At 63.0% G+C, this 20,990-nt stretch carries 21 protein-coding genes and 3 pseudogenes; 19 read left to right on the forward strand and 5 right to left on the reverse strand.

Going from position 1 to position 20,990, the window contains the following annotated elements:
* Positions 1-9 precede the first annotated feature (9 nt).
* The 18 genes from XI09_RS02910 to XI09_RS02995 all read left to right on the forward strand — a co-directional run bounded on the left by XI09_RS02910 (position 10) and on the right by XI09_RS02995 (position 17,115).
* A complete protein-coding gene (locus XI09_RS02910) occupies positions 10-1,800 on the forward strand; it encodes a nickel-dependent hydrogenase large subunit (RefSeq protein ID WP_271565583.1) in 1,791 nt (596 codons plus the stop codon).
* Between the two features lie 9 nt (positions 1,801-1,809).
* Positions 1,810-2,553: a Ni/Fe-hydrogenase, b-type cytochrome subunit gene (gene cybH / locus XI09_RS02915; RefSeq protein WP_271565584.1), complete on the forward strand. Its 744-nt coding sequence runs from the start codon at positions 1,810-1,812 to the stop codon at positions 2,551-2,553.
* Between the two features lie 16 nt (positions 2,554-2,569).
* On the forward strand, positions 2,570-3,148 hold the full coding sequence (locus XI09_RS02920; protein ID WP_271565585.1) for a HyaD/HybD family hydrogenase maturation endopeptidase: 579 nt from the start codon (positions 2,570-2,572) through the stop codon (positions 3,146-3,148).
* Positions 3,149-3,170: 22 nt separating this feature from the next.
* Entirely contained in the window at positions 3,171-3,467 is a 297-nt protein-coding gene (locus XI09_RS02925; RefSeq protein ID WP_097669715.1) for a HypC/HybG/HupF family hydrogenase formation chaperone, read from the forward strand.
* Between the two features lie 243 nt (positions 3,468-3,710).
* Positions 3,711-4,157, forward strand: coding sequence for a hydrogenase accessory protein (locus tag XI09_RS02930; protein WP_097669714.1), 447 nt, complete (start codon positions 3,711-3,713; stop codon positions 4,155-4,157).
* Positions 4,154-5,017 carry a hydrogenase expression/formation protein gene (locus XI09_RS02935; protein WP_271565586.1) on the forward strand — a complete coding sequence of 288 codons (864 nt, stop codon included), beginning with the start codon at positions 4,154-4,156 and terminating at the stop codon, positions 5,015-5,017. The genes XI09_RS02930 and XI09_RS02935 overlap by 4 nt, the downstream gene beginning before the upstream one ends.
* The gene (locus XI09_RS02940) at positions 5,014-5,223 is read left to right on the forward strand and encodes a rubredoxin (protein ID WP_271565587.1); all 210 of its coding nucleotides are present in this window, start codon (positions 5,014-5,016) and stop codon (positions 5,221-5,223) included. Before XI09_RS02935 ends, XI09_RS02940 begins: the two co-directional genes overlap by 4 nt.
* Positions 5,220-5,735 (forward strand): [NiFe]-hydrogenase assembly chaperone HybE, encoded by a 516-nt coding sequence (gene hybE, locus XI09_RS02945; RefSeq protein WP_271565588.1) that lies wholly within the window; start codon positions 5,220-5,222, stop codon positions 5,733-5,735. The genes XI09_RS02940 and hybE overlap by 4 nt, the downstream gene beginning before the upstream one ends.
* Positions 5,732-6,817, forward strand: a complete 1,086-nt coding sequence (locus XI09_RS02950; protein ID WP_271565589.1) for a nickel-dependent hydrogenase large subunit — start codon at positions 5,732-5,734, stop codon at positions 6,815-6,817. The genes hybE and XI09_RS02950 overlap by 4 nt, the downstream gene beginning before the upstream one ends.
* Positions 6,810-7,151 carry a hydrogenase maturation nickel metallochaperone HypA gene (gene hypA / locus XI09_RS02955; protein ID WP_097669709.1) on the forward strand — a complete coding sequence of 114 codons (342 nt, stop codon included), beginning with the start codon at positions 6,810-6,812 and terminating at the stop codon, positions 7,149-7,151. Before XI09_RS02950 ends, hypA begins: the two co-directional genes overlap by 8 nt.
* Complete coding sequence (hypB, locus tag XI09_RS02960; protein ID WP_271565590.1) at positions 7,151-8,050, forward strand: hydrogenase nickel incorporation protein HypB; 900 nt, start codon at positions 7,151-7,153, stop codon at positions 8,048-8,050. The genes hypA and hypB overlap by 1 nt, the downstream gene beginning before the upstream one ends.
* Entirely contained in the window at positions 8,047-10,305 is a 2,259-nt protein-coding gene (gene hypF, locus XI09_RS02965) for a carbamoyltransferase HypF (protein WP_271565591.1), read from the forward strand. Before hypB ends, hypF begins: the two co-directional genes overlap by 4 nt.
* Positions 10,305-10,541, forward strand: coding sequence for a HypC/HybG/HupF family hydrogenase formation chaperone (locus XI09_RS02970; protein ID WP_097669706.1), 237 nt, complete (start codon positions 10,305-10,307; stop codon positions 10,539-10,541). Before hypF ends, XI09_RS02970 begins: the two co-directional genes overlap by 1 nt.
* On the forward strand, positions 10,538-11,680 hold the full coding sequence (gene hypD, locus XI09_RS02975; protein ID WP_271565592.1) for a hydrogenase formation protein HypD: 1,143 nt from the start codon (positions 10,538-10,540) through the stop codon (positions 11,678-11,680). Before XI09_RS02970 ends, hypD begins: the two co-directional genes overlap by 4 nt.
* Positions 11,677-12,717 carry a hydrogenase expression/formation protein HypE gene (hypE, locus tag XI09_RS02980; protein ID WP_271565593.1) on the forward strand — a complete coding sequence of 347 codons (1,041 nt, stop codon included), beginning with the start codon at positions 11,677-11,679 and terminating at the stop codon, positions 12,715-12,717. Before hypD ends, hypE begins: the two co-directional genes overlap by 4 nt.
* 9 nt (positions 12,718-12,726) lie before the next feature.
* A complete protein-coding gene (locus tag XI09_RS02985) occupies positions 12,727-14,427 on the forward strand; it encodes an enoyl-CoA hydratase-related protein (RefSeq protein WP_271565594.1) in 1,701 nt (566 codons plus the stop codon).
* A complete protein-coding gene (locus tag XI09_RS02990) occupies positions 14,424-15,881 on the forward strand; it encodes a sigma-54-dependent transcriptional regulator (protein WP_271565595.1) in 1,458 nt (485 codons plus the stop codon). Before XI09_RS02985 ends, XI09_RS02990 begins: the two co-directional genes overlap by 4 nt.
* Entirely contained in the window at positions 15,856-17,115 is a 1,260-nt protein-coding gene (locus XI09_RS02995; protein WP_271565596.1) for a sensor histidine kinase, read from the forward strand. Before XI09_RS02990 ends, XI09_RS02995 begins: the two co-directional genes overlap by 26 nt.
* A 574-nt stretch (positions 17,116-17,689) precedes the next feature.
* On the opposite strand, the gene XI09_RS03000 is transcribed toward XI09_RS02995, so the two are convergent.
* From XI09_RS03000 to XI09_RS03010, 3 genes are read right to left on the reverse strand one after another with little or no spacing between them, the layout of a single operon-like run.
* A complete protein-coding gene (locus XI09_RS03000; RefSeq protein ID WP_271565597.1) occupies positions 17,690-18,001 on the reverse strand; it encodes a non-heme iron oxygenase ferredoxin subunit in 312 nt (103 codons plus the stop codon).
* A 9-nt stretch (positions 18,002-18,010) separates the two neighbouring features.
* A complete protein-coding gene (locus XI09_RS03005; RefSeq protein ID WP_271565598.1) occupies positions 18,011-18,298 on the reverse strand; it encodes a fumarylacetoacetate hydrolase family protein in 288 nt (95 codons plus the stop codon).
* A 12-nt stretch (positions 18,299-18,310) separates the two neighbouring features.
* Positions 18,311-18,523 (reverse strand): hypothetical protein, encoded by a 213-nt coding sequence (locus tag XI09_RS03010; RefSeq protein ID WP_271565599.1) that lies wholly within the window; start codon positions 18,521-18,523, stop codon positions 18,311-18,313.
* Positions 18,524-18,905: 382 nt separating this feature from the next.
* On the opposite strand from XI09_RS03010, the pseudogene XI09_RS03015 reads away from it, so the two are divergent.
* Positions 18,906-19,160: pseudogene (locus XI09_RS03015) on the forward strand (ISNCY family transposase); the annotation flags it as partial.
* Positions 19,161-19,751: 591 nt separating this feature from the next.
* On the opposite strand, the pseudogene XI09_RS03020 reads toward XI09_RS03015, so the two are convergent.
* A pseudogene (locus tag XI09_RS03020) lies at positions 19,752-19,949 on the reverse strand (hypothetical protein); the annotation flags it as partial.
* A gap of 927 nt (positions 19,950-20,876) precedes the next feature.
* Positions 20,877-20,972: pseudogene (locus XI09_RS45665) on the reverse strand (cupin domain-containing protein); the annotation flags it as partial.
* Positions 20,973-20,990: the final 18 nt, after the last annotated feature.

Here is a 20,990-nt window from a genome sequence, read left to right on the forward strand (position 1 = left end):
AGGAACACCATGGGTATCCAAACTCCCAACGGCTTCAATCTCGACAATTCCGGCAAACGCATTGTCGTCGATCCCGTGACCCGTATCGAGGGGCACATGCGGGTCGAGGTCAATGTCGACGCCGACAACGTCATCCGCAACGCGGTCTCGACCGGCACGATGTGGCGCGGGATCGAGGTGATCCTGAAGAACCGCGACCCGCGCGACGCGTGGGCGTTCACCGAGCGGATCTGCGGCGTCTGCACCGGCACGCACGCGTTGACGTCGGTGCGCGCGGTCGAGAACGCGCTCGGGATCGCCATTCCCGAGAACGCCAACTCGATCCGCAATTTGATGCAGCTCGCCCTGCAGGTGCACGACCACGTCGTCCACTTCTATCACCTGCATGCGCTGGACTGGGTCGACGTCGTCTCCGCGCTCTCGGCCGACCCGCGCGCGACCTCGACTCTCGCGCAGTCGATCTCGAGCTGGCCGTTGTCCTCGCCCGGCTACTTCAAGGATCTGCAGATCCGGTTGAAGAAGTTCGTCGAGTTCGGTCAGTTGGGGCCGTTCAAGAACGGCTATTGGGGTAGCAAGGCCTACAAGCTACCGCCCGAGGCCAACCTCATGGCGGTGGCGCATTATCTGGAGGCTCTCGATTTCCAAAAGGAGATCGTCAAGATCCACACCATCTTCGGTGGCAAGAATCCGCATCCGAACTGGCTGGTCGGTGGCGTGCCCTGTCCGATCAATGTCGACGGGACCGGCGCGGTCGGCGCCATCAACATGGAGCGGTTCAATCTGATCTCCTCGATCATCGACCGTATCATGGAGTTCAACGAAATGGTCTATCTACCCGACGTAGCGGCGATCGGTTCGTTCTACAAGGACTGGCTCTATGGCGGCGGCATTTCGGGCCAGAGCGTGCTCGCCTATGGCGACGTGCCCGAACACGCCAACGACTATTCCACCCGGAGCCTGAAGCTACCGCGCGGCGCCATCATCAACGGCAATCTGTCGGAGGTGTTTCCCGTCGATCACGCCAACCCCGACGAGATCCAGGAGTTTGTGGTCCACTCCTGGTACAAATACCCCGACGAAACCAAGGGCCTGCATCCCTGGGACGGCATCACCGAGCCGAACTACGTGCTGGGTCCCAATGCGAAGGGCACCAAGACCGCGATCGAGCAGCTCGACGAGGGCGGCAAGTATTCGTGGATCAAGGCACCTCGCTGGAAGGGCCACGCCATGGAGGTCGGCCCGCTGGCGCGCTGGGTGGTCGGCTACGCGCAGAACAAGTCCGAGTTCAAGGATCCCGTCGACAAGTTCCTCAAGGATTTGAACCTGCCGATGTCGGCGCTGTTCTCGACGCTCGGCCGCACCGCGGCGCGCGCACTGGAATCGGTCTGGGCCGGACAGCAGATGCGTTACTTCCAGGACAAGCTCATCGCCAACATCAAGGCCGGCGACAGCTCGACTGCCAATGTTGACAAGTGGAAGCCGGAAAGCTGGCCGAAGGAAGCCAAGGGCTTTGGCTTCACCGAGGCGCCACGCGGCGCGCTCGCACACTGGATCAAGATCAAGGACACCAAGATCGACAACTACCAGTGCGTGGTGCCCACCACATGGAACGGCTCGCCGCGAGACCCCAAGGGCAACATCGGCGCCTTCGAGGCGTCGCTGATGAACACACCGATGGTCAATCCCGAGCAGCCGCTCGAGATCCTGCGCACGATCCATTCCTTTGATCCGTGCCTGGCTTGTTCGACACACGTCGTGAGCCCGGACGGCCAGGAGCTCGCTAAGGTCAAGGTCAGGTAGGAGGCGACCATGATGGATGCAGTTGTGCCTTCTGCGGAAGCCGAGCCGAACCTCACAGCGATTGCGGCCGATGCGGCGGGCGAGCGTGCGGTGGGGCGTCCCACCGTCTATGTCTACGAAGCCCCGGTGCGCATCTGCCACTGGGTGAACGCGCTATCGATTCTGATCCTGATGGTCACCGGTTATCTAATCGGGACGCCGCTGCCTTCGGTCCAGGGCGAGGCGTCGGCCAGCTTCGTGATGGGTTATATCCGCTTTGCTCATTTCTCTGCAGGACAGGTGCTCGCGGTATTCTTCCTCGCGCGCATCCTGTGGGCCTTCGTCGGCAATCACCACTGCCGGCAGATCTTCTACATTCCAGTGCATCGCAAGCAGTTCTGGAAAGAAGTGCTGCACGAGATCCGCTGGTACGCGTTCCTTGAGCGCGGGCCGAAAATGTATGTCGGCCACAATCCGCTGGCGCAGACCGCGATGTTCACCGGCTTCACCCTGTTCGTGGCCTTCATGATCATCACCGGCTTTGCGCTCTATTCCGAAGGCGCGGGCATCGACAGCTGGCAGCACAAGCTGTTCGGCTGGGTGTTTGCGATCTGGCCGAACAGCCAGGACGTGCACACCTGGCATCATTTCGGCATGTGGGCGTTGGTGGTGTTCCTGATGGTGCACACCTACGCGGCGATCCGCGAAGACATCATGTCGCGCCAGAGCATCATCTCCTCGATGATCTCGGGCGAACGGCAATTCCGCGACTGAAACGGGAAGGCTACCGATGCCGACATCCTCGCAACACGACCGCATCCTGGTGCTCGGCATCGGCAACATCCTGTGGGCCGATGAAGGCTTTGGCGTGCGCGCGGTGGAGGAGTTCCACAGCCGCTACGTCGTGCCTGATAACGTTACGATCCTCGACGGCGGCACCCAGGGCCTCTACCTCGTGAACTATCTGGAAGAGGCCGACCGCCTGATCGTGTTCGACGCCATCGACTATGGCCTCGAACCCGGCCGGTTGAAGCTCGCACGCGACGACGAGGTGCCGCGTTTCACCGGCGCCAAGAAGATGAGCCTGCACCAGACCGGCTTCCAGGAGGTGATCAGCGCCGCCGACCTGCTCGGCCGCTGCCCGAAACATCTGGTGCTGATCGGCTGCCAGCCGCTCGATCTCGAAGACTGGGGCGGGCCGCTGACGCCGCCGGTGCGCCACCAGATCGCGCCGGCGATCGATCTCGCCTGCGAGATCCTGGCCGAGTGGGGCATCGAAGTAACGCGGCGCAGTGCGCCCTTGGCGGAGTCCGAGCGGCTGCTCGCCAACGACATCGATGACCTCCATTACGAGACGCGGCCGGCCTGACCGCGCCTCTGGAGACTGGACCATGTGCCTCGGCTTACCCATGACGATTGTCGAGACCGATGGCATGTCCGCACTGTGCGCATTTCTCGGCGAGGAGCGCCGCGTCTCCGTACTGTTGCTTTCGAACCCGCCGGTGGGCGCGAAGGTGCTGGTCTATATCGACACCGCGATCCGTCTGCTCGACGAGGATGAGGCGCGCCTGATCGCGGATGCGATCGAAGGCCTGAACGCGGCGGTCGGGGGCGAGAATTGCGATCGCTTCTTTGCCGACCTCATCGACCGAGAACCGCAGCTGCCGGCACATCTGCGGTCCGAATAGACCGGCCCGGTTCAAGTATACCGGCGGCCGGATTGGCGGTGGCGATAGGCCTGCAAGCTGTCTTTCCACTGCAAATAATAAAGACGGAAAGTATCTTATCATTAAAACGAGCGTTGCCATCGGTTCGTAAAAATATCCGATGTAATCAAATAGGTGATTCATTGCTACTGCCAGCGATATGCTGGCACATACCTTGCTGACCTCTGTTCCGAGCGAAAACATAAGCTTGTCAGGGGAGGTCTAATGGAATTCCAGGTGGGGAAGAATGATCTGACGCGGCACGGCCTGCCTGAGATCGACGCCGCGACGGTTGATCGTTTTCTTGGCGAGGCGGATGCTGCCGGCGCGATCGCCGTGCTGCTGTCGGCGGGCGATCCCAATCGTTTCCCGGAGGCGATCGATGTCGCCGTGGTGCTGCCGGAGTTGATTACCGCTTTCGGCGGCCGGCTGCGCGGTGCCGTCATCGCGCGCGGCGACGAGAGCGCGGTCGGACAGCGTTTTGGCGTGCGCGTGCAGCCGACGCTGATCTTCGTCGCCAAGGGCGAGACGCTGGGGCTGATCGCCAAGATCCAGGACTGGTCGGTCTATGTCGATCGCATCACAAAACTGATCGATCGTCCGCGCGGGCGAGCCGCCGCGGTCGCCGTCACCATCGTTCCCCAGCATCGCACGCAAGGTGTCAAGCTATGAAGGTCGGGTTCTGGGATGCGCCCGAAGGCGCCGAGCAACCGGTCAGCGTGTTTCCGATCGGCGAGGAGAGTCTCAATGCGTCGAAAGGCAGCCTGACGGCGGCCGGAGCGCTGGCAAAGCTTGCAACGCTCGACAGCGCGGAGCTTGCCTGGAGCTGCCCAAACGCGGTCGCGCTGCTCTCGCGGATCGCAGATGCCATCGCGGGCCAGAAAGCCGACGCGCCGACGCAGCTGTTCCGGCTCGCCAATCTCAACGAGCTCGAGAGCAAGCTCATCGCCGACGTGCTCGGCGAAGGCGAGGTTGGTGGCGTCGTCGCGCTGCCGGACGGATCGCTGGCCCAGATCCAGGAATCGGTGCTGGCGGGGATCTGGCGCGTGCGGCTCGAGTCCGACGCCAGCCACGAATATCTCGAGATCGGCGCCATACCCGAGATCGTCAAGCGCGCGGCCGCCGACCTGACATCCGCCGATTTCGAGATCGGCGAGGTGCCGGGGGGCGCCATGAACGTGCTGCCGGTGCTCGCCGAAATCCGCGAGCGCGCCCTGGCCTGGCGGCCCGGCATCCCCTCGCAGATCATCAACTTCACGCTGCTTCCGATGAGCCCGGTCGACATGAGCTTTCTGCAGGACACGATCCGGAACGGACCGATTCAGCTCGTGTCGCGCGGCTATGGCACCTGCCGGGTGCTGTCCACGGGCATCCGCAATGTCTGGTCGGTGCAGTTCTTCAACGCCATGGACACCATCATTCTCGATACGCTCGAAGTCAGCGGCGTGCCGACCGTCGCGCTTGCGGCGGACGAGGATTTCGAGGATTCCGCCGAGCGGCTGCAGGAAATCATCGAGGCCTATTTCAAATGAGCGCCTTCGAGAATTTTGGCGTGCGTCAGGACGTCGCGGACATCACGCGGCTGGAATGCGGCATCTGCTGGACCGTCTATGATCCGGCTGACGGTGACGAGGTGGCGCAGATCGCGCCCGGTACGCCATTCGCCGCGCTGCCGGAGGAATGGCACTGTCCGAATTGCGATGCCCCGAAATCCAAATTCATGGCGATCGAAGCATGACGGGAGGCGCGCCGGTTCCCGTCGCAGACGCCGACGCCGCGGCGTGGGGCGATCTCCTGGCCGGAAGCTATCGGCAGATCGGCGACCGCGCGATGCGCGATCTGCCGATCTACAACGATGCGCTCGGCGTGGAGGCGGTCGGTTTCCGCCGCTTCAACGGCACGATCGTGGGCATCATGGTCACGCCGTGGTTCATGAACGTGGTGATGCCTGCGAGCGCGGTGGCCCAGACGATGTCGGGCGCGACCGTGCAAGTCCGTTTTCCCGCGGGCAACATCGAATTCATCATCAGCGAGGTCGGACAAATGGGCCGGATCGCGAGTTGTTCGCTGTTCTCGCCGATGTTCCAGCTCGCGGACATGGCCGCGGCGCGGGCGACGGCCGAAGCAGCCATTGTCGAACTGATGCTGCCGGCAGACAGTGAGGAAGCGGTCCGCCGTCGCGAGCCTGCGACAACCCCGATCGATCGGCGTAACTTCCTGCGCGGTGCCTTGACGGAGCGGCGTGAATGAGCCTGGGGTTCCGCAACGAGATCGACATCACGGTGTGGCTCGCCAGCGGCACGATCGCCGACGTCGCGATCCGGCCGCGCAGCCGGCCGCCTTTAACGCGGCTGTTTGCCGGCAAGCCGGCGATGTCGCTGCTCTCGGTGCTGCCAAGGCTTTTCTCGCTCTGCTCCGTCGCCCATCAGGTGGCGTTCCTGTCGGCGGTCGAGGCCGCGCAGGGGCAGGAGGCGACACCGGTGACGGCGCGGCGTCGCGTCACGGCTGTCGTCGCCGAGCGGCTGACCGAATTGCTGCGCGGCCTGTTCGTCGGGTGGCTCACGCTCGACGCCACGAGCGCTGCTGCCGTGCGCGCGATGATGCAGGCGAGCACGGTTCTCGGCGGCGCCAGCGACGCCGTGCCGAAAGCCTTGCGTCGCGACGTCGTCGCACAGATCAAGGCCGCGCTCGGCGCGCTGGGAATTTGCGGCGAAGACCAGATCCTCGCACCCGGCAGCGCCCTCGCCGCCTATGTCGCGCGCTGCGATGGCGAAGTATTGTCGCCGGCAATGGCCGAGCAATCATTCCTGACGACGGCCGACGACCTCGAAATCGTCACGCGCTTGCTGGCGGATGGGGCGGCCTACTCCGATGCGCCGGAACTTGGCGGCAAGATTCCGGAAACCGGTGTGTGGGCGCGCAGGGCGCAACGCGAGCCGGTCTCGTCGGCAGGCCCGGCCGCGCGCCTCAAGGCGCGCATCGCCGAGGTCGCGCGGCTCTGCGCCTGGCTCGATGGCGGCGACGAGGATCCCGATGACGGCGTCGTCGCAAGCTATCGCCTCGGCGCAGGCAAGGGCGCTGCCGCCGTCGAATGCGCGCGCGGGCGGCTGTACCACGCCGTCGCGCTCGACGATGAGGATCGCATCACGAGCTTCGAATTCTTGGCACCGACCGAGTGGAACTTTCACGCTCGCGGTCCGCTGGTCCAAAGCCTCAAGGGCGCGACGCTCGCCGCCGGCCGGCCGGGCCAAGATGCGGTTCGCGCGCTGGTCGGCTCCTTCGACCCCTGCGTCGGCTTCAGCCTCAGTTTTCGTGAGGCCGGCCATGCATGAGATGGCACTGTGCGAGGGCATCATCGGCATCGTCGAGGAGGAAGCGCGCAAGCGTTCCTTCGCCAAGGTGAAGATCGTCTGCCTCGAGATCGGCGCGCTCAGCCACGTTGCGCCGGAAGCCATGAAGTTCTGCTTCGAGGCGGTCGCTGCGCAGACCATCGCGCAAGGGGCGAGGCTCGAGATCGTCGAGACGCCCGGGACAGCCTGGTGCATGGCGTGTTTCAAAAGCATCGAGATCAAGCAGCGTTACGAACCATGCCCATCCTGCGGTGGCTATCAACTGCAGGTGACGGGCGGCGAAGAGATGCGCGTAAGGGAACTGGAGGTCGACTGATGTGTATGGTCTGCGGCTGCAGCGACGGCAAAGCATCCATCGAACATGCCCATGATCATCATCATGACCACGATCATGGTCACGACGGGCATCATCGTTACCACCACCACGGTCATGACCATGATCACCGTCATCACCACGATCACGCCCACGGCGATGCCGGGCTGCTCGACTGCGGCGCCAATCCGGCCGGCCAGAAGATCGCCGGCCTGAGCAGCGACCGCATCATCCAGGTCGAGCGCGACATCCTCGGCAAGAACGACAGGCTCGCCGCCGACAATCGCGCCCGCTTCCGCGCCGACGAGGTGCTTACCTTCAATCTCGTCTCGAGCCCCGGCGCCGGCAAGACCTCGCTCTTGGTCCGTGCCGTCTCCGAGCTGAAGGACAGTTTTGCGATCGGCGTGATCGAAGGCGACCAGCAGACCTCCAACGATGCCGAGCGCATTCGCGCGACCGGCGTGCCGGCGATCCAGGTCAACACCGGCAAGGGCTGCCATCTCGATGCCGCCATGGTCGGCGAGGCCTATGACCGGCTGCCCTGGCTGAACGGCGGGCTGCTTTTCATCGAGAATGTCGGCAACCTGGTTTGCCCGGCAGCGTTCGATCTTGGCGAAGCCTGCAAGATCGTGGTGTTCTCGACCACCGAGGGGGAGGACAAGCCGCTGAAATATCCTGACATGTTCGCCGCATCGTCCCTGATGCTGATCAACAAGATCGATCTCACCTCGGTGCTCGATTTCGATCTCGCCAGGACCGTCGAATATGCGCGGCGGGTCAACCCGAAGATCGAGGTGCTGACGGTGTCGGCGCGCACCGGCGAAGGCTTTGCGGCGTTCTATGCCTGGATCCGCAGGCGGATGGAGGCCATGAAGCCGGCCGCGATGACGGCGGCGGAATGACGATGGGCGGCGAGGCTACAGCATTGGACGGACGGCGGCTGCGCCTGCACGTGCGCGGCGCGGTGCAGGGTGTCGGCTTTCGTCCCTATGTCTACGGCCTCGCGACGCGCTATCGCCTCGACGGTTTCGTCGCCAACGATCCCCACGGTGTCGTCATCGAGGTCCAAGGAGAGCGCGCCTCCGACTTCGTCGCAGCGTTGCCGCGCGAAAAGCCGCCGCTCGCCCGCATCGACGAAATCTCCGTGCAGCCGGTCGGCGCCATGGCGAGCGAGCAGTTTTGCATCCGCACCAGCGAGCAGGGCAGGGTGTCGACGCGCATCGTCGCCGATGCCGCGACCTGCCCAAAATGCCTGGACGAGCTGTTCGATTCGACCAGCCGGTTCTATCGCTACCCCTTCGTCAACTGCACCCATTGCGGCCCGCGCTATACCATTGCCGAGCGGCTACCCTACGACCGTCCAACGACGGCCATGAAGCGCTTTGCGATGTGCAAGGCCTGTGCGGGCGACTATGCCGATCCCGACAGCCGACGCTTTCATGCCGAGGCGATTGCCTGCCCGCACTGCGGCCCGAGGCTCAGCCACGGTATCGAGGACGTCGCCGCCGCGATTGCGACTGGCGCGATCGTCGCGATCAAGGGGCTCGGTGGCTATCAGCTCGTCTGCGATGCCCGTGACGAACCGGCCGTGCAGCGCCTGCGCCAGCGCAAGCAGCGCAATCAGAAGCCGTTTGCCGTCATGGTTGGCTCGGTGGTCGCGGTCGCCGACATCGCTACTGCCGATGCTGCCGAGCTTGCCTTGCTCGAGACCTCGCCGCGGCCGATTGTGCTGATGACATCGCGCGGCCGGCTCGCGCCCGCGATCGCGCCGGAGCTCTCGCGGATCGGCATCTCGCTGCCGGTCACCCCACTCCATCACTTGATCCTCGCGGCGCTGGATTTGACGCATAAGCGAGCCGATGCAAGCTGGGCGATCGTAGCCACCAGCGCCAATCCAGGCGGCAAGCCGCTTCTGATCGACAATCGCGAGGCGCAGCTGCGGCTTGCCGGCATCGCCGACCTCATCGTCACCCATGACCGCGGCATCGTTACCCGTGCCGATGATTCCGTGGCGGCGGTCGTCTCGGGCCGTACCCAATTCATCCGACGTGCCCGCGGCTATGTGCCCGAGCCGGTCCGCCTCGTGCGCGCCGTGCCGCCGATCCTGGCGGTCGGCGGTGCCCTGAAATCGACCGTGACGGTCACGCGCGGCAACGAGGCCTTCGTCTCCCAGCACATCGGCGATCTCGACAGCGCGGAAGGCATCCGCTTCTTCGAAGAGACGGTGAATCACTTGCTTTTCACGCTGGACGTCGAGCCGGTCGTAATCGCGCATGATTTGCATCCAAACATGGCCTCGACGCGCTTCGCCGAGGCGAGCGGGAAGCGGCTGATCGCGGTCCAGCACCATCATGCCCATGCGGCCTCAGTGATGGCGGAGCATGGCATCACGGGGTCGGCGCTGGCGCTGGTGCTCGACGGCTTTGGTCATAGCAGCGACGGCGGCAATTGGGGCGGCGAGCTCCTGCTGTGCGAGGCCGCGCAGTTCCGACGGCTCGGACATCTGGCGCCGATGAAGTTGCCGGGTGGCGATCGTGCCGCGCGCGAGCCGTGGCGCATGGCCGCGAGCGTACTGCATGCCCTTCGCCGCGGCGATGCGATCGCAAGCCGTTTCGCGAGGCAGCCGCAGGCCGCACGTCTCTGCGCCATGCTCGAACAGCCGGGCGTGCCGGTGACGACCAGCGCCGGCCGGCTGTTCGACGCGGCGGCGGGGCTGCTTGGTCTTTGCCCGGTGCAGAGCTACGAAGGCGAAGCCGCGATGAAGCTGGAAGCGCGGGTCGGCACGCCGCGCATCTTGAAGGATGGCTGGGTGATCGAACACGGCGTGCTGTCCCTGTTTCCGTTGCTCGCGCGCCTTGCAACCGATCGCATTGACCCGGTCGACGGCGCCGAGCTGTTCCATGGCACGCTTGCGGCCGCCTGCGTCGACTGGATCGGCCGCGCGGCGCGCGAGACCGGCATCACGACCGTCACCCTGAGCGGCGGCTGCTTTCTCAACGCGATCCTCAGTTCCGAGATTGAGCGCGGTTGTATAGCCGCCGGTCTTTCGCCGCTGTTGCCGCGGCAACTGCCGCCCAATGACGGCGGTCTCAGCCTCGGTCAGGCCTGGATCGCCGCGCTCCAACTCGAACAGCAAGGCCTGGAAGGAACCGCCTAATGTGTCTCGCGATACCTGCTGAGGTCACAAAGCTGCTGCCCGACGAAATGGCGATCGTCTCCATCGACGGCGTCAGCAAGGAAATTTCGGTCGCCTTGATCGAAGACCTTGCTGTCGGCGACTATGTGATCATCCATGTCGGCTACGCCCTCACCAAGATCGACCCGGAGGAGGCAAGGCGGACGCTCGAATTGTTGCGCGAGCTCAGCACCGAGGCACAGGGAGCCGCGCCATGAAATATGCCGATGAGTTTCGCGACAAGGAGATCGCGCTCGGGCTCGCGAAAGTGATCCGCGCGGAAGCCGATCCGCAAAAGCCCTATCGCTTCATGGAATTCTGCGGCGGCCATACCCACGCGATCTCGCGTTACGGTCTGGAGGACATGCTGCCGAAGAACGTGCGGATGATTCACGGGCCCGGCTGTCCGGTCTGTGTGCTGCCGGCCGGGCGCATCGACATGGCGATCCGGCTAGCCGAACGGCCAGACATCACCCTCTGCGTCTATGGTGACCTGATGCGCGTTCCGGGGTCGCAGGGCGCATCGCTGCTGAAGGCGAAGGCGCGCGGCGCCGATATCCGCATGGTCTATTCCACCATCGATGCGATCAGGATTGCCGAAGAGAATCCCGAGCGCGAGGTCGTGTTCTTCGCCATCGGCTTCGAAACCACGACGCCGCCGACCGCGGTCATGATCCGATTGGCCGGGAAGAAGCAACTCGAAAACTTCAGCGTGTTCTGCAACCACGTGCTGACGCCGCCGGCGATGCAGAACATTCTGGAGAGTCCCGACATCCGCAACATTGGCCGCGTCGAGATCGACGGTTTCGTCGGGCCGGCCCACGTCTCGACCATCATCGGCACCGCGCCTTACGAGTTCTTCGCCGAAGAATTCGGCAAGCCGGTGGTGATCTCGGGCTTCGAGCCGCTCGACATGATGCAGGCGATCCTGATGCTGGTTCGGCAGGTCAACGAGCACAGGCATGAGGTCGAGAACCAGTACAGCCGCGCCGTGAACCGCGACGGCAATCTGCGCGCCAAGGAAGAGGTGTCCGATATCTTCGAGCTGCGCGACCAGTTCGAATGGCGCGGGCTCGGGCAGGTGCCCTATAGCGGGCTGAAGCTGAAGCGCGCCTACGCGAAATACGACGCGGAGGTCCGTTTCGATATGAACGAGCTGCGCGTCGACGACAATCCGGCCTGCGAATGCGGCGCCATTTTGCGCGGGGTGAAAAAGCCGGTCGACTGCAAGCTGTTCGGCACTGTCTGCACGCCGGAGACGCCGATGGGGTCCTGCATGGTGTCCTCCGAAGGCGCCTGCGCTGCGCATTGGACCTATGGCCGCTTCCGCGACCATCAGCAGAGGCGTGCGTCATGAAGGCCTATCAGCGCAAGCTCGACATCAAGAATGGCTGCGTCGACCTGTCCCACGGCTCGGGCGGCCGTGCCATGGTACAGCTGATCTCGGGCCTGTTCCACGAAGCTTTTGACAATGAATGGCTGGCGCGTGGCAATGACCAGTCGGCGTTCGAGGTCGGCGCCGGGCGCATGGTGATGACGACCGACGGCTACGTGGTCTCGCCGCTGTTTTTTCCCGGCGGCAATATCGGCTCGCTCGCGGTGCACGGCACCGTCAACGACATCGCAATGGCCGGCGCGAAGCCGCTCTATCTCTCGGCGACTTTTATCATCGAGGAAGGCTTTCGCTTCGCCGACCTCAAGATCATCGCGGAATCGATGGGCGAGGCGGCGCGCGGGGCCGGCGTCCATATCATCACCGGCGACACCAAGGTGGTCGAGCGCGGCAAGGCTGACGGCCTGTTCATCTCGACTGCCGGTGTCGGCGTCGTGCCCGATGGCCTCGATCTCTCGGCCGAGAACGCGCGGGTCGGCGATCGTGTGCTGATCTCCGGCACGCTCGGCGACCACGGTGTCGCCATCATGTCCAAGCGGCAGAATCTTGCTTTTGAGACTGAAATCGTCTCGGATTCGGCGTCGCTCCACGATCTCGTCGCCAGGATGGTGCAGGCCGGCGGCCGCGGCATCCGCCTGATGCGCGATCCCACCCGCGGCGGGCTCGCCGCCACGCTGAACGAGATCGCCCAGCAGTCCGACCTCGGTTTCCGTATCGAGGAGGAGGCGATCCCGGTGAAGCCGGGCGTGGCGGCGGCTTGCGAGCTGCTCGGGCTCGATCCACTCCACGTCGCCAATGAAGGCAAGCTGGTCGCGATCGTCGCGCCGGAGGCCGCCAGGGCGGTGCTGGCCGCGATGCGGGCGCATCCGCTCGGCCGCGATGCCGCCGACATTGGCGCGGCCGTAGCCGACGATCATCATTTCGTGCAGATGGCGACGAGCTTCGGAGGCGGTCGAATCGTAGACTGGCTGTCGGGCGAACAACTGCCGAGAATCTGTTGAGGCTTCGAGATGCGCATCCTGCTCCTGTCACATTCCTTCAACAGCCTGACGCAGCGGCTTCACGTCGAGCTCAGGGAGCGAGGCCATGACGTCTCGGTTGAGCTCGATATCCATGCCGACGTCACGCGCGAGAGCGTGGCGCTGCATCGGCCCAACCTGGTGATCGCTCCGTTCCTGAAGCGCACGATCCCCGACGACGTCTGGAGCAGCGTGCGCTGCCTGATCGTGCATCCCGGGCCGCCCGGCGACCGCGGACCGGCCGCGCTCGACTGGGCTGTTCTCGAAGGCGCAGCCGAGTGGGGCGTCACGGTGTTGCAGGCGGACGGCGAGTTTGATGCCGGTCTGGTCTGGGCGTTCCGCAGCTTCCCGATGCGGCGCGCGGCCAAGTCCAGCATCTACCGCAACGAGGTGACGTCGAGCGCCGTCGCGGCGGTGCTCGAGGCCATCGCGGCAATCGAAGCCGGCGGACCGGCGCCGCAACCGATGCAGGCGGACGATCCGCGCATTCGCGTGCGCGGGCCCTGCCGTCAGGCGGACCGGACGATCGACTGGCAGCACGACACCACCGCGACGATCCTGCGCAAGATCAACAGCGCCGACGGCATGCCGGGCCTTGTCGACAGTCTGTTCTTTGAGGACGTCAGGCTGTTCGACGCGCACGAGGCGCAGGACGTTGCCGACGTGCCCGGCACCGTCGTGGCGCAATGCAGCGCCGCGCTTGCCCGCGCCACGGTCGATGGCGCGGTCTGGATCGGCCACGTCAAGCGGCTCGCGCCGAAGAGCCTGAAGCTGCCGGCGGCAAAAATCTTCGCCGCAGAAGCCGCGCACCTGCCGCACCGGCCCGGCTGCGGCTACGCGCCGATCGAATATCGCGAGCATGGCGAGGTCGGCGAACTCAGCTTTTCCTTCTACAACGGCGCGATGAGCAGCAGCGACTGTGAAGCCTTGCTCGACGCTTATCGCGGCGCGCTGACGCGCCCGATCAGGGTGCTGCTTCTGACTGGTGGTCGCGACTGTTGGTCGAACGGCATCCATCTCGCCGAGATCGAGGCGGCTGACAGTGCCGCGGACGAGTCCTGGCGAAACATCAATGCGATCAACGATCTCGCCCGCGCGATCATCAAGACCATCGATCGGCTCGTTGTTTCGGTCATCAGAGGCAATGCCGGCGCGGGTGGGGTGTTCCTGAGCCTTGCCGCCGACGAGGTCTGGGCGAGCGATCAAATCGTCCTCAATCCGCATTACAAGGACATGGGCAATCTCTACGGCTCGGAATATTGGACCTATCTGCTGCCACGCCGTGCGGGGCTGTCGAACGCCACCCGGATCACGCAATGCCGGCTGCCGATGGGGGCGGCGGAGGCGCAGCGTCTCGGCATCATCGATCGCGTGCTGCTGCGCTCGGAGCTTGCGAACGAAAACCTCGTGAAGCTCGGCGCCGCCATCGCGGCGGGCGAAGAGTTTGCCGTACGCCTCGCCGATAAACAGCAGCGGCGCGCGGCCGATGAGGCCGGAAAACCGTTGCAGGCCTATCGCGACGAGGAGCTGCGGCGGATGCGAATCAATTTCTACGGATTCGATCCGAGCTACCACGTCGCTCGCTACAACTTCGTTCACAAAGTGCCGAAGTCGCGCACACCGCTGACCATAGCAACTCACCGGTCCCGGCCTGCGCCAGGTCGGTCTCTGGGCTTCGCGGTGCCATCGTGAGCATTCAGGGGACGATTCTCGTCATCGACGACGAGGTCCGCTCGCAGGAAGCGCTGCGGCGCGTGCTCAGGGAGGATTTCGAGGTGCTCTGCGTCGGCAACGCGACCGATGCGGAGAAGCTGCTGGAGGGCGAGATCGTCCATGCGATCCTCTGCGACCAGCGGATGCCGTATGAATCCGGCGTGAGCTTTTTGAAGCGCGTCCGGGAGCTCTGGCCGGATCCGGTACGGATGATCATTTCCGGCTATTCGGAGTCTGAGGACATCATCGCCGGGCTAAACGAGGCCGGCATCTATCAATACATCACCAAGCCATGGCAGCCGGACCAGCTGGTCGAAACCGTCAAAGAGGCAGTTCAGCTCTATCGGCTCCAGAAGGAGACCGAGACCGCCAGTGTCGACCTTAAGCCGACCTCGGGGCACGTCAAGAAGGTCGTATCTGTCAAGCGCGGAGTGGCCAAGGAGCTCTACGATTTCGACCGCATCGTGCATTCGACGGAAAGCCCGATGCACGGTGTCATCGAGCTCGGTAAGCGCGCCGCCGACTACGACATCTCGGTTCTGATCACCGGTGAATCGGGCACCGGTAAAGAGCTTCTGGCCCGTGCCATCCACTACGGTTCGGCGCGGGCCAACAAGGCGTTCGTGGTCGAGAACTGCGGCGCGCTGCCGGACGAACTCTTGGAAAGCGAGCTATTCGGTTGCAAGAAGGGCGCTTTCACCGGCGCCTATCAGGATCGGATCGGCTTGTTCGAGGTCGCCGATGGCGGCACGATCTTCCTCGACGAGGTCGGCGAGACCTCGCCGGCGTTCCAGGTCAAACTGCTACGCGTGCTACAGGAGAGCGAGATTCGGCCGCTCGGTGCGCAGCGTGTGCGCAAGGTCGACGTGCGCGTGGTCGCGGCGACCGACCGAGACCTGGAGGCGGAGGTCGAAGCGGGCCGCTTCCGGCGCGACCTGTACTACCGCCTCGCCGCACTCCCGGTGCACATGCCGGCGCTACGTGAGCGCCCGATGGACATCCCGCTGATTGCGGAGGGCGTGCTGACGGCAGTCAAGAGTTCCTTCAACCGGCCGAACCTGCGCTTTGCGCGTTCGGCGCTAGAGGAATTCGGCAAATATCACTGGCCGGGCAACGTGCGCGAACTCCAGAACGAGATCCAGCGCATGGCCGTGCTCGCTGACCAGGACGAGCTGCGTGCCCCGCCGCTGCTCGGCCGCCGCACCGGGAAGCGATCGGCGCCGCTGCCCGCCCACGGCAAGCTTAACGGCTCGGCCTCGCTGAAAGACAAGGTGGAGGATCTCGAGAAGTCGGTTATCATGAACTGCCTGGAGAAGTACGAAGGCAATATCAGCCGGGTCGCGAGCGAGCTTGGGCTGTCGCGCGTCGGTCTCAGGAACAAGCTGTCCAGGTACGATTTGAGAAAAAATGCCAAAGGCGACGCATTCTCCTGAAGTCGGCGAAGCCGAATCGCTGCTCAAGGTCGACCTCGAGCACAAGAACGCGGAGCTCGAGGAAGCGCAGACCTTTGTCACCAACGTCATCGAATCCGTCTCGGACATCCTGATCGTCTGCGACGCGCGGGGGCTGGTGCAACAGGTCAATTCCGCGTTCCAGAATGCGCTCGGTCGCAGCGTCGGGGATGTGGTCGGCAGGAACATCGCCGACGTGATCGACGCGACCGATAGCGCCAAGCTGGTGCCGCTATTGAAGCCGCGCGGCACGACCGACGTCGTCGATGGCGAATTGAGATTCGTAACGGAAGGCGGCAGCACCGATCTGTTCGCGATCAACAGCTCGCCGCGGCACGATCATCGCGGCCGTTTCATCGGGGTTGTGCTGACGGGGCGGCCGATTGGCGAACTCCGCCGCGCCTATGAGGCGCTGCACAAGGCTCATCACGAATTGCAGCGCGCCCAGCGGCAGCTTGTCGAGCAGGAAAAGATGGCGAGCATGGGCCGTCTCGTTGCCGGTGTGGCCCATGAGCTGAACAATCCGATCAGTTTTGTCTACGGCAACATTCACACCCTAACACGCTACCGCGCCGCCATCGCCGCCTATCTCGACGCGGTACACGACAGGGGCCGGGCAAGTGATCTCGCCGCGCTAAAGAAGAGCTTACGCATCGACGATATTCTGGAGGATTTCGGTCCCTTGATCGACGGTACCATGGAGGGCGCGGTTCGCATCAGCGAGATCGTGAAGAATTTGCGGCGGCTTTCCTTCAGCAAGCTCGGCGAGGTTGAGCGCGTCAATATCGAGCGGTTGATCAACACCGCGGTCCTGTGGGCCGTCCGCACCAAGCAGGTGCGCATCGATCTGCAGATGGAGCTTGAGCCGGAACTATGGATCTCTGGCAACGAGGGGCAGTTGCACCAGGTCATCGTCAATCTTGTCGAGAACGCGATCGACGCAATGCGAAGCACGGAACAGCCGAGGCTCGTGGTCTCAGCGGCACGCGGGGGCAACGAGATTCTATTCCGGATTTCCGACAACGGTCCGGGAATTGACAAGGATCACATCAACCACATTTTCGAGCCGTTCTTCACGACCAAGCGGGTCGGCGAAGGCACTGGGCTGGGCATGTGGATCAGTTATGGCATTGTGCGCGAGCACGGCGGCGAGCTCGTCGCCGCCAACGAGCCGGAAGGAGGTGCGACGTTTTCCTTTGCACTGCCGGCAGTATAATCAGCTCCTGACTGCCCTGGCCTCCATTTCTCGCAGTCAACATCGTCGGCAAACCTGATGACGGGCATCCGCGCTGCTGATGGCCGGTGAGTGCGTCGACAAGCGCTTTACGAGTCGAAACTTTGGCCGGTATTGTATGACCCGACGCGACAACGTCTGCCGCTTGCAATGATTCGGTCGCGTACCAACCCATCCATCGCCGCAAAATGATCACTGCCGCAACCGCTCGAACGCATCGTTGAGGCGTCAACAAAGCCTCAGCAAGTGCCCTTTGCTGGTTCTCAACCCACGTCCGATCCTCTTTAACCTGACTCCTTCAATCTCCAACATACGCGCGACCTCGGCAGGTTGCGATCCCCAATCCCTTTGCTCGCCTCAATCATGTTCTCAGCAGTCAGGGCCTCGCGGAAGCGCGCCTCGATGAGTGGAAAGCCCGCGCCTTGAACAGCCAACGACTCATTGGCAGTTGCCGCCTAAAGGGAAGCGCTGCAGATGCGAGCCGGTTCGCGCGGCCATAGTTTCATAATCCATATGCAACCTCGCAGCCAACTGTCTAGCGTTCGTCAAACTCGCGTCAATCAGATAACTGCATAAGCACTCGGGTGCCTTCGATCCGCACCGGAAACGTAGCAAGATTACGCGTGACGGGAGCGCTTCTGGCCTTGCCAGTGGCCGCCTCGAAAAGACCAAAATGCAGCGGACATTCGATATAACCGTCGACGATTTGGCCACAGGAGAGCAAGCCGTTGGCATGTGTGCAGATGTTCGACGTTGCAAAGTACTCGCCATCTATTCGATAGATGGCGATCGAGCGCTTGCCGCGGACTCGTTCGATCACCGCACGTTCCGCAAAATCTGAGGTGTCAGCGATGTGCGCCCAGTTCATCTTTAAGGCCTAGTTGCTGACTCGCGATCCATGCACCGAAAGGATTTCCGCTCGACACGTGCCGAATCCGATCGGGGCAAATCCTTCGCGACGGCACCGAGCCGTCATAATGATCTCGTCGCCATCTTCCAAGAAGCGGCGCTCCTCTCCTGACGCCAGACGGACGGGCTCGGTGCCGCCCTTGGTCGTCTCCATAATGGAGCCATACCCCGCCGCATCGGGCGCGGAGATCGTGCCCGTGCCGAGGAGATCTCCCGGCTGCAGGTTGCACCCGCCGCTGGCATGATGGGCCACCATCTGTGCCGGCGATCAATACATGTGCTTTGCGTTGGATAGGGAAAGTCGATGCGGCGGGAGACCTGCCTCCCGCATCTTCAGGGTCAGCAGAAGTACCTCGAGTTCGGCGTTCAGCGCGCCTTCGCGCTGGTCTGTCGCGTCGAGGAGGTACGGCAACGGGATGGGGTCGCCGGCAGGGCGCTTCGTCTGCGGAATCCGGAATGGCGCAAGCGCCTCGGGCGTCACACGCCTAGTTTGCTGGAAAAGTGGGCATCTGATCTTTCCGCGCGGCGGATTGGCAATGCCATTCGCCGCGCGGTCGACAAGTCTGCGAGGGCGGCGCGTCAAGTCGCGCTTAAGGTGATCGTGAAAGATATCGGCGTTTCGGAAGAGTCTCCGGGATGTCCCCGCCTGGGTGTTTGCTGCGGACGAAGTGGGTGCAGTCGCTCTGTGCCCCGGCCGACCTGTTGAGTTTTTTGTTTCTACCGCTACCTTCCGCGACATTGATCTGATTGTCTGCCACTAGGCCCCGCGCAATGCGGATGAGCTCGTTGATCTGCCTAGAGCCAATTCGGTCACCGCCAACGCGATTGTAGAAGCTTTCGTCAAAGTTGGACGTCATCAAAAAAGCGCAGATTGGAATGATCCGGCGCCGGGATTCGTCGAGGCCGACCTTGTAGCGCATAGCGGTCCATCTGCGCGCGGCAGCTTCATCCAGACCCTCGTGCTCACCGACATTGCTACCGGCTGGACGGAGTGCGCTCCTCTGATCGTGCGCGAACAGATGCTGTTGAGCACGGTGCTGACGGAATTGCGCATCATGAACGAGACGCTGAAAGCCTACTGCGAGGCGGCCAACATCGTCTTCACGCGTTGCCGGCCCCTTTCAATGGTAAAGTCAATAAACACAAAGATAGGAGGAAATGCATTCACCAACGCCACCATCGGTAATGGCGCCGATCTGACCTATGTGCTGATCGAGGCGCGCCAGCCGATCATTCTAGATCACGAGATCAATGCGTCCGTGAACCTCACCTTCGCCAACGGAACGACCTTTCAGGGCAACCCGGTAGTAGAGACGCTAACAGAGATCTCGAGCCTCGCGACCGAAACCATGAATTGAATGGAGCGCTTTATTTCAAAAGCGAAAGAATGATGGGCTTCCGTTCGGCGCGACCATAAGCGATATCGCGTCGGCGTACTCTCGATCACGGGCTATATACCCGCTTGCGTCACTATACTTTGTACAACATCCGGCTAACGACGGCCGGCACCAGGATCAGAATATTTCTGCTCGATCTTTTGGCAACGCCAGATCGCACCCGAGCCGCGACAAACTTTTGGCGATGAGCGCTGCGACGATCGACCGCGCATGGGTGAGCAGCTCTGTCTCCAGCGGCGTCGCGTCCCAGACACCGTCCGCAATGAAATGGTGCAACTGGTCGTAGTTGCTCGTGACGGGATCAAAGTGCTACACGATTTGCGCGACTTCTTTGCAGTCCGCTCCCTCGGCATCTGCGTCCAACAACCTCCAATAGGTCACGAGGTGATTGTAGTCGTACAGCGTCAGCATCGAATCTGTCGGCGCCAGATCCGCGACATCGGGATCGAGTGGGGGCTTTTTGTATCTTGTGGTTGAAGCATGAGAACCAGTGAAATCTGGCGATCTGATGTCGTGTGCTCTCATCAGACGGCGACGCAGGGTGCCTTGGGAGCACCATCGGTTTTCGCAGGCGAGGGCTCGTTCAACCGTTGTGCGCACTCGGTGATACGCTATCTCAGGTCCCCAGATCCGGAGTCGGCGGCTTTTTTAGCTTCCACGTGCAAGTTCTCCCACGATCCTCTGAAAGAACGGCGTGTAGAACACCCTCTCGGTTACGGTCGAGGAGAGATGACGTCGCGAGGATCGGACTCCCTCTCGATGCCCGACAACAAGGAAGGATTTGCTCGCCGGACCGGTAAGCGATGGTACCGCGGCCATGCGCGTTGGTGGAGAGTTCGCTTTCCGAGATCCGCAATTCGACAAGCGAGTCAAGCGCTGCGGGCGTTTGAAGAAGAGTTTCGACGACATTCCCGAACGTGGCGCATTCCCGAAATGATGCGTCGGTGCCTCCAACCGGACGAAGGTTGCTCAAGATCTTCGCGGCAAACCGGCACATCCGGGCTTGGCGGCGGCCATCGCCAGGATCGTTGCTGCCATCTGCGCATGTGAAAGTGGTGTTACGTCCTTCGTACGGCCGGCTGGCAACAAGCCATAATCACGCAAACTCCTCAACCGCTGCGTCATATCGTCCAGCGCGCGCTGCGAAAAATCGGTCTTGCCAACTTGCCCGAGGAGCAAAGATTCGAATCGTTTTGCGTGCATATGCGATCAAAGCCCAACAGCCGACACAACAGCATGGCCGGTAACGCCGTTGGCATTCTCCGCACCAGCGCGACGGATAAATGGTCTCTGAAGACATACCCGATGATGCCCCACGATCACCGAAACATTGTATCTAAAGGCGTAGTGCAACAATCAATGTACACCCATCAGTGAAAGCGTTGTCGAAGGCAATCCACCGTACTTCCGGTCCGGCCGCTGCGATCCAGCGCTGCCAGATTGATGCTCGGCGGCACTGCCCGGCGCAAGCCGCCACTCGGTCACACGAATCTGCTCGTTGTCGACCTGAACCTCGGACCTAGCGGCAAGCATCGGGAACTCTCCTTATCG

Origin of the sequence: Bradyrhizobium sp. CCBAU 11386 (assembly GCF_028128955.1) — a bacterium.
Classification (GTDB): domain Bacteria; phylum Pseudomonadota; class Alphaproteobacteria; order Rhizobiales; family Xanthobacteraceae; genus Bradyrhizobium.